At 37.5% G+C, this 7,412-nt stretch carries 10 protein-coding genes; 7 read left to right on the top strand and 3 right to left on the bottom strand.

All coding sequences use genetic code 11. From position 1 onward, the window contains the following. Positions 1 to 344 precede the first annotated feature (344 nt). Entirely contained in the window at positions 345 to 716 is a 372-nt protein-coding gene (gene rhuM / locus H8704_RS13750) for a RhuM family protein (protein WP_330606034.1), read from the top strand. Between the two features lie 153 nt (positions 717 to 869). Here rhuM and H8704_RS13745 read toward each other — a convergent pair whose 3' ends face one another. Together H8704_RS13745 and H8704_RS13740 are read right to left on the bottom strand one after the other, a co-directional pair. Further along, on the bottom strand, positions 870 to 1,109 hold the full coding sequence (locus tag H8704_RS13745) for a type II toxin-antitoxin system YafQ family toxin (protein ID WP_249298639.1): 240 nt from the start codon (positions 1,107 to 1,109) through the stop codon (positions 870 to 872). Further along, positions 1,106 to 1,315, bottom strand: a complete 210-nt coding sequence (locus tag H8704_RS13740) for a type II toxin-antitoxin system RelB/DinJ family antitoxin (RefSeq protein ID WP_330606033.1) — start codon at positions 1,313 to 1,315, stop codon at positions 1,106 to 1,108. Before H8704_RS13740 ends, H8704_RS13745 begins: the two co-directional genes overlap by 4 nt. A 187-nt stretch (positions 1,316 to 1,502) precedes the next feature. Between H8704_RS13740 and H8704_RS13735 the strand changes: the two genes are divergently transcribed. The 3 genes from H8704_RS13735 to H8704_RS13725 all read left to right on the top strand — a co-directional run bounded on the left by H8704_RS13735 (position 1,503) and on the right by H8704_RS13725 (position 3,495). Beyond that, positions 1,503 to 2,069 (top strand): hypothetical protein, encoded by a 567-nt coding sequence (locus tag H8704_RS13735; protein WP_022464234.1) that lies wholly within the window; start codon positions 1,503 to 1,505, stop codon positions 2,067 to 2,069. Positions 2,070 to 2,347: 278 nt separating this feature from the next. Beyond that, positions 2,348 to 2,500 carry a hypothetical protein gene (locus H8704_RS13730; protein WP_249298638.1) on the top strand — a complete coding sequence of 51 codons (153 nt, stop codon included), beginning with the start codon at positions 2,348 to 2,350 and terminating at the stop codon, positions 2,498 to 2,500. Further along, positions 2,497 to 3,495: a hypothetical protein gene (locus tag H8704_RS13725; protein WP_249298637.1), complete on the top strand. Its 999-nt coding sequence runs from the start codon at positions 2,497 to 2,499 to the stop codon at positions 3,493 to 3,495. Before H8704_RS13730 ends, H8704_RS13725 begins: the two co-directional genes overlap by 4 nt. Before the next feature lie 3 nt (positions 3,496 to 3,498). Here the strand turns inward: H8704_RS13725 and H8704_RS14470 are convergent, their stop codons facing one another. Beyond that, on the bottom strand, positions 3,499 to 3,855 hold the full coding sequence (locus tag H8704_RS14470; RefSeq protein ID WP_249298636.1) for a hypothetical protein: 357 nt from the start codon (positions 3,853 to 3,855) through the stop codon (positions 3,499 to 3,501). Between the two features lie 532 nt (positions 3,856 to 4,387). On the opposite strand from H8704_RS14470, the gene loaP reads away from it, so the two are divergent. The 3 genes from loaP to H8704_RS13705 form a co-directional block, all read left to right on the top strand. Next, complete coding sequence (gene loaP / locus H8704_RS13715) at positions 4,388 to 5,146, top strand: antiterminator LoaP (RefSeq protein WP_249298635.1); 759 nt, start codon at positions 4,388 to 4,390, stop codon at positions 5,144 to 5,146. Positions 5,147 to 5,331: 185 nt separating this feature from the next. Next, positions 5,332 to 6,564: a beta 1-4 rhamnosyltransferase Cps2T gene (gene cps2T, locus H8704_RS13710; RefSeq protein WP_249298634.1), complete on the top strand. Its 1,233-nt coding sequence runs from the start codon at positions 5,332 to 5,334 to the stop codon at positions 6,562 to 6,564. After that, the coding region (locus tag H8704_RS13705; RefSeq protein ID WP_249298633.1) for a glycosyltransferase family 2 protein at positions 6,548 to 7,412 on the top strand (865 nt) is incomplete at its 3' end. The genes cps2T and H8704_RS13705, both read left to right, overlap by 17 nt.

The raw sequence follows: 7,412 nt of genomic DNA, 5'->3' as shown, positions 1-7,412 counted from the left end.
TGAGTGGTATTCAATAAATAAATTAAAATTTTTTTGGCTTAGTCTGTTGGTATCTTTGATACTATTTTGTATTGCTAAAACAGTATATGAAATTCCATTAGATAAACAACATTACATAAATGTATGGTTTGCTTTATTGGAGTTGAGTGGAGTAATTATTCAGTCGTACAGAGTGGATTTTACTTATTTTGGAAAAGATTTATATGACAGTAAAGAAAGCATTTCGGTATTATTGTATCTGCTCAAAGTCGATTTCTGGATATTTGATTATCAATATCTTTATGTGATATGCTTTTTTGTATTATTACTTGTATATTTAGTCTGTAGAAAAATTGCTGGTTATTATGGGACTAACAACCAGGGCAGATGCTCCGGAAGGAAAGATTAAGAACAGCGGTGTTATGGTTGCTAAGAATTATTTGAGTCAGGATGAAATGAAGCAGCTAAACCGTATGGTTACGGCATACCTGGATTTTGCTGAAAGCATGACATTACGGCATATCCCACTTACAATGCAGGACTGGGAAAAAAGGCTCAATAGCTTCATTGAAATGTTTGATAACGGTATTTTGCAGGATGCAGGTAAGGTGACAGCTGAAATTGCAAAGCTTCATGCAGAGACAGAATTTGAAAAATATCGCGTGATACAGGATAGATTATTCATGTCCGACTTTGATAGGTACATGCTGGAGTTGGAAGAAAGTACAAAGAAATAAGGATCAGATTCCGGGTCGAGACGGTGGTCTTGATGTCAAGGAGAATTGGTTGAATCGGGAGTTGAATAGGAGTGACCAATTTGAAAATGAGTTTTCAAAAAGCACCTACCATTTCTGATAGATGCTTTCTGAATTGCTATTCTGTTTTTAAATCTATTTTTTGAATAGTTCTAAGTGCGTACCAAGCCTGTAAAGCATGAGTACTAAAACGTTGTTCTGAATCTCATAAATGAGTAACCAGTCTGGTTCAATGTGACACTCACGCGTGCCTTTATAGTTGCCTGTAAGATTCTGGTCTCTGTATTTTGCTTCCAGCGTACCGCCATTCGCCAGAATATCGATTACCTCAAACAGCTTATCAAGATTTTTATTTTGCTTTTTGGCAAGCTTCAAATCTTTTTTAAACTGATTGGTAAACTGAATGTCGTATCATTCGGTACTTCCAGTTTTAATTCAAAAGGAATACCATGCTCACGGATAGCGGTTCTCAGGAACATATTTACAGCAGTTGTCATATTCAGACCAAGCTCATTGAAGATTTCCTCCGCCTGGTCCTTGATTGCCTTGTCTGTACGAATATTTAAATTAGTTGTTGCCATACAGAACATCTCCATTCAAGTATAGTATACTCAAATAAGTGTCTGATATCAATACACTGTCATTATATAAGACACATATTAGATGCATTGAATCTTGCTAAAAAATGCATCGAAGGTGAGATATTCTTTTCTTATCATATGGATGGGTGTATAATGAGAGAAAATATCGTTGAGAGAGGAGCACTATATGAGCCATACAGGAAATATATCAAAATTTGAGCAATTTATTAACATGATGACAGGTCACTTTGATAATCAGGAACAATTTCAAAAAATGAAGGAAGCAGGAGAGATATATCCATATGCGGAGCATGTTAATACACCGTGTAACAATAAAATACAGGATCTGCCGGCAGATTTTTCCGGCATATTCATTGTGGAAGAAAGTTATTATCAAAGCCAAGGAAAACGTCATTCTTCTCCACATTTGTTTTTGGTGACAGAGCAGGATGATGGGATTGAGCTTTCTTCCTATGAAATTCCGGAAGGAGAGGATAAGAATACATTTTCCTATGAAACAATGAAAAATGTGAAATATAGTGCGTTGAAAAAGTCAGAAAAGTTTACTCCGGCTTTGTATCATGAAAAGGATGGCGTATGGGAAGGGGGCAGTGTGAGCCGGTTTTCGCCGGTAATGATATTTCGGTTGTGGGAGAAATTTTCTGATACGTGTTTGGAGGTATCGGAGAGTATAGAAGTGAATGGAAAACGTACATTTGGATATGATGTTCCTATTATTTATAAAAGGGTATAAAATCAAAATGGAAATTATCACCAGTGTTTTACAAATTCATATACAATAAAATGACAAAAGAAATATATTCAGAAATAAAAAACAAGTTGCGGATAAGTATTTTTTATTGAATCAGCCGATTAATTTTAGAAGATTATATAAACCCAAACCAGAACAAGCATCATGACAAAGCAATAATTATAGATCACAGGATATCATTCAAGGAAAAGACGAATTTGTAATAATCCGGTATAATATATGAAAATGTGAAACTATAAGAATAGCAAAGGAAGATGAAAATGAACAGAAAACGATGCTATCATATCATTGTGGGCGTAATGATAATGGTGTTTCTTACCGGTTGCGGGATTGCTAAGAAATCATCATATAAGGACAATGATAAAACAAATGTAACAAAAATTACAAAGGAGAAGGAGACCTTAATCCATTGACCGGATTTAATCAGGGTGCGGTGACTGCAGAGCAGCAGGGCGAAATGCTGATCAGTATGTTTCGGGATATCAAGAAAGCGGATTGCGCTGGAGGACTTGTTTTTGTGTGGGAGGATGAATGGTTTAAACGCACATGGAACACCATGGATTATACCAATAGTGATTACCGTGCTTATTGGAATGATGTACAGACCAGTGAGCAGCATTTTGGGCTGATGGAGTATATTTCTGCAGAATGTAACCCGATTCCGGTTCTGGACGGAAAGCTGAATGACTGGAATGAGCATGATATTCTTCTGCAAAAGGGAGTGGTCAGAGTGTATGCAAAATGTGACAGTACCTATCTGTATCTGGCTGTGGAGAATCCATCTGCTGATTTTACAAAGGCAGGCAATAATATTTATTTTGATATCAATCCGAATGAGGGATGTAGTAACTATGGAGAGCATAAGTTTCCGGTGAAGGCAGATTTTATTCTGCATATGGAGGGGAAAAATAATACCCGTATGCTGGTAGACACGGCGTCTGATCCCTATATACGAGCTTCTAAGGAATGGATGGATCTGGATTTAAAGCAGGATAAAAAGGATTCATTTCACCGGATCTATCTGATCATAGACCGTAGTCTGACATATCCGCAAACCGGTAAAAAGGTTCCCGTACAGAAAGAAGAAACAGGACATTTGCGTTATGGCAAGGTGGATGAGGAAAATGAGATAGGCGATGTATTGACAGATTTTTATTATAAAGATTCTGTATTTGAGGCGCGGATCCCATGGGGGCTGCTGGGCTTTTCTGCACCGTCTGTTAAGGAGATTAACAATATTAAAGATAATACTACAATGACGGTGGAAGGTATAGATATTGGTTATCTTTCCGAAAATGAGGATCTGGGAGAGAAGCTGTTTTCCTGGGATAATTGGGAACAGGCTGTCTATAAACCCCATCTGAGAAAGTCTTATTATATGTTGCAGGAATATTTAAAAGATAATTAAACATCATATAACATTGCGTACCATATCTACAAAATATTTATGGATTCTGGTATCTCCGGTCAGTTCCGGATGAAAGGAAAGACCGATTTGATGCTTATATTGTACGGCGACGATATGATCATCCACGGTGCCGAGCACCTTGACGGGCTCTTTGACCGAAGCGATATACGGGGCACGGATAAATACCATCGGAAAGGCGGGAATCTCAGTGAGATCTGCTGTGGTGCAAAAGCTGCCAAGCTGTCTGCCATAGGCATTACGTTTGACAGTAACAGGCAGGGGTCCAGGTGGGCGGGTTCTCCGGTGTCGATTTCCTCGGAAAGAAGGATCAGACCGGCACTGATACCGGATGATGAACATACGATATCACAACAGTGTAATATAAGAACAGTCCCATCTAAGAACACGAAATACAGGAAATCTTCGCATATTCTGCTTCCACATGACATTTCTACGATGGATTCGTCGTATATTTTAAGGAAAACGAAGAAAAAATGATAAATTTACAAAATTTTATTAATATAGAAGAAACTCTGAAAAAAGAATATAAGATGACACATAATAAATATTATGTTGCATTTCTTGAAAAAGACTGAAAATAAGCCTGTTTGCGCCATATGTTAATAAGATGAAATCAAAGAATATATTGGAAAATAGACGTAAAAAAACAGGCAGATCAATCTGTGGAATAATCTGTCAATGTAAAAATATGTCTTGTATTGTCCTAAAAACTGTGATAGACTACGAGTTGTAGATTTTAATTTACGACATAATATTTAATACATTCACTTGTGGAAACGAGTGAATGGCAACCATTGCACATAGCAAAGTATTGCAATAGCAAAGTATTGCATTAGGCAAGGCGTAAAAGTAGGAGTGGAAAATGTGGTATGTGATTCACACAATGTCCGGTCAGGAACAGGATTGTAAGCTGCAATGTGAGAAATATGTAGATGGACAGGCCTATCAGGAATTGTTCATTCCACAGTATATCGCACAGAAGCACTTCAAAAAAGAGTGGCATGATGTGAAAAAAACATTGTTTCCGGGCTATCTCTTTGTAGATACAGAGGATATCGGGACAGTAATGGAGGGACTAAAAAAATTCCGTCAATATACAAAAGTATTGCGGGATGGCGAACTGGTGTCTCCTATTACGCAGGAAGAGCAGGCATTTTTGTCAGCTATGATGGACAAGGATCACATCGTTAAATATTCTGAGGGATTTCTAATCGGTAAGACAGTATGTATCACGCAAGGTCCACTTCGTAACTACCAGGGAAATATTAAAAACATAGACAGACACCGGCGAATTGCCAAAATTGATGTACCTATTTTTGGGAGAATGACTCCTGTTGAACTTGGCTTTGGTGCATTCGCACGCCTGAGTGAGGAAGAATTCAGCGAATTAAAGGCAGAACGCATACAAAAGCAGGAGCAGGAATTGAAAAATAGTCCTGATCAGGTGGAGGTGTTGACGGGACCATTCAAAGGAGTCCGAGGAACCTTTTTATATGCTAATGCAGAACAAGATGAATGGACGGTAGAAATTGATCTCTTTGGTGTGGGAACCAAGGTAACGTTTCGGCGCGGAGAGATTCGGATGTTTTCCGATGGAAAACAGGATAAAGAGATTTCTAATGCGACGTAAGTTGCTGGAAATATAGAGGTAATGCAGGAAACCGTGTAAGCAGGATGACGAGTGACGCGTGCTGTGGAGCGGCGGACAGAAAGAGCGGGTGACGCGACGCAGGAACTGCGAGCTGCCGGAGGCGGGGCGCGGGTGGCGTAGCTCGGTCTTTTTTACTAGGGGAATTAGGAGAGGAATATAAGAGAATGGAACAGGAAAATGGAGTGCAACATGTGTATTTAGTTGGTGCGAAATCATTGGGGGCTTATGGTGGATATGAGACATTTGTCTATAAGCTGACAGAATACCATCAAAACAAAAAAGATATTAAATATCATGTTGCCTGCAAAGCGAATGGTGATGGCTGTATGGATGAAAGTAAATTCGAAGATGTGACAATAATTAATGACCACGAGTTTGAACTTCATAATGCACATTGTTTTAAAATAGATGTTCCTCAGATAGGACCTGCACAGGCGATTTATTATGATGTAGCGGCATTAAAGACATGCTGTGAGCATATTAAGAAAAATCACATTTCTCATCCGATTGTTTATATAATGGCCTGTCGTATTGGACCATTTGCCAGTTATTTTTACAAGATTATACATAAATTTGATGGAAAGGTTTATCTCAATCCTGATGGACATGAGTGGATGAGAACCAAATGGTCTGCTCCAATTCGAAAATACTGGAAGATTTCTGAGCGGATGATGATAAAATATTGTGATCTTGCTATCTGTGATTCAGTGAATATTGAGAAGTATATTCATGAGTGCTATGACGGTAAAGGAATCAAAGGAGAAAATCCTAAAACGACTTTTATCGCTTACGGTGCTGACTTAACTTTGAGTAAATTCGCAGATGATGATGAAAAGTTGATGAGCTGGTATAGGGAAAAAGAATTGACAAAAAAAGATTATTATCTTGTTGTGGGTCGCTTTGTGCCAGAGAATTCTTTTGAGGTTATGATTCGGGAGTTTATGAGGAGTAAAAGTAAGAAAGATTTTGCTATTATCACGAATGTGAATGATAAGTTTCTTAATGAGTTGGAACAGAAACTGCATTTCAAGAGTGACAAGAGAATTAAATTTGTTGGAACCGTTTATGATCAGGAATTGCTCAAGAAGATTCGAGAGAATGCGTATGCGTATTTCCATGGTCATACCGTTGGTGGAACTAATCCGAGTCTGATTGAAGCACTTGGTAGTACAGATTTAAACCTTTTAGTTGATGTGGGATTTAATAAGGAAGTTGCTGAAGAATGCGCTTTATACTGGAATCGCGAGAACGGTAATCTGGCAAAGCTGATTGATAAGGTAGATCAGATGAGTACGGATGAAATCGAAAAGATGGGAAAAAGAGCGAAGAAACGTGTGGCTGAAGAGTATACATGGGATAAGATTTGCGGACAGTATGAAAATGTATTCATTAGATAATACAAATACAGGACGGGATGGAATAATGATTGAATATTATGCAGTTGTTGTTCTGTACAATAAAAAAATACAGGACTCTATTACAATTTCGCGTTTAACGCAGATGCAGGAAGAGCATCTGCACATTATTGTTTTAGATAATAGTACAGATGATTATGTAGTAGAAAATCAGATACAGTTTTCGTCTAATTTATTGAATTACCATAGTATGGGAGAAAATGTTGGATTATCAAGGGCGTACAATTATGCACTTTCCATTTTAAATAATAAGTCTGAAAATGACATTGTGATTTGGTTTGATGATGATACACCTATAAAAAGGGAGTATTTTGATTGTCTAAAAGACAAAGCAGAGGATAAAACATATGATGTATTTGTTCCAGTTATATATGGACAAAATGGCGTGATTTATTCACCCAGTAAAGCAGGGTGGTTGAAAGGAAAATATATTAGATCTCCACAACAGAAAATTTCTCAGGATAAGTTCAATGCAATCAATAGTTGCCTTGCTGTAAGATTAAAAGCCTACAAGGGATATGCATATGATGAGGGATTGTTTATGGATTGTGTGGATACCAAGTTGTTCGATGATTTCCGAAAGAAAGGGGTACAGTTCTGTGTACTTCCAGTGAAAATATGTCAGAATTTCTTTCAGAGGGGTAGTAGTAAAGATGTTCAAAAATATTGGAATCGTTTCCAAATTCGAATTAAAGATACATTATACTATTCTCAATTTGCTGGTATTTCAAAGAGAATAAGTGGTTATATTCGCATTTTTGGATGGAGTATGGTTTATGGTTTTAAACTCAGATCAATTAAATTTAGTTTGCTTTGCATTGTGGAGATGT

The organism is Jutongia huaianensis (assembly GCF_014384985.1).
Lineage (GTDB): Bacteria > Bacillota > Clostridia > Lachnospirales > Lachnospiraceae > Jutongia > Jutongia huaianensis.
The sequence above is the reverse complement of the archived record's forward strand: the minus strand, read 5'-3'. Positions and strand labels throughout refer to the sequence as shown.

Bases quoted from the DNA above. Each gene is read 5' to 3' on its own strand.
- rhuM (WP_330606034.1), top strand. From the start codon at position 345: ATGGGACTAACAACCAGGGCAGATGCTCCGGAAGGAAAGATTAAGAAC.
- H8704_RS13740 (WP_330606033.1), bottom strand. From the start codon at position 1,315: ATGGCAACAACTAATTTAAATATTCGTACAGACAAGGCAATCAAGGAC.
- H8704_RS13735 (WP_022464234.1), top strand. From the start codon at position 1,503: ATGAGCCATACAGGAAATATATCAAAATTTGAGCAATTTATTAACATG.
- H8704_RS13730 (WP_249298638.1), top strand. From the start codon at position 2,348: ATGAACAGAAAACGATGCTATCATATCATTGTGGGCGTAATGATAATG.
- H8704_RS14470 (WP_249298636.1), bottom strand. From the start codon at position 3,855: ATGTTCATCATCCGGTATCAGTGCCGGTCTGATCCTTCTTTCCGAGGA.
- cps2T (WP_249298634.1), top strand. From the start codon at position 5,332: ATGGAACAGGAAAATGGAGTGCAACATGTGTATTTAGTTGGTGCGAAA.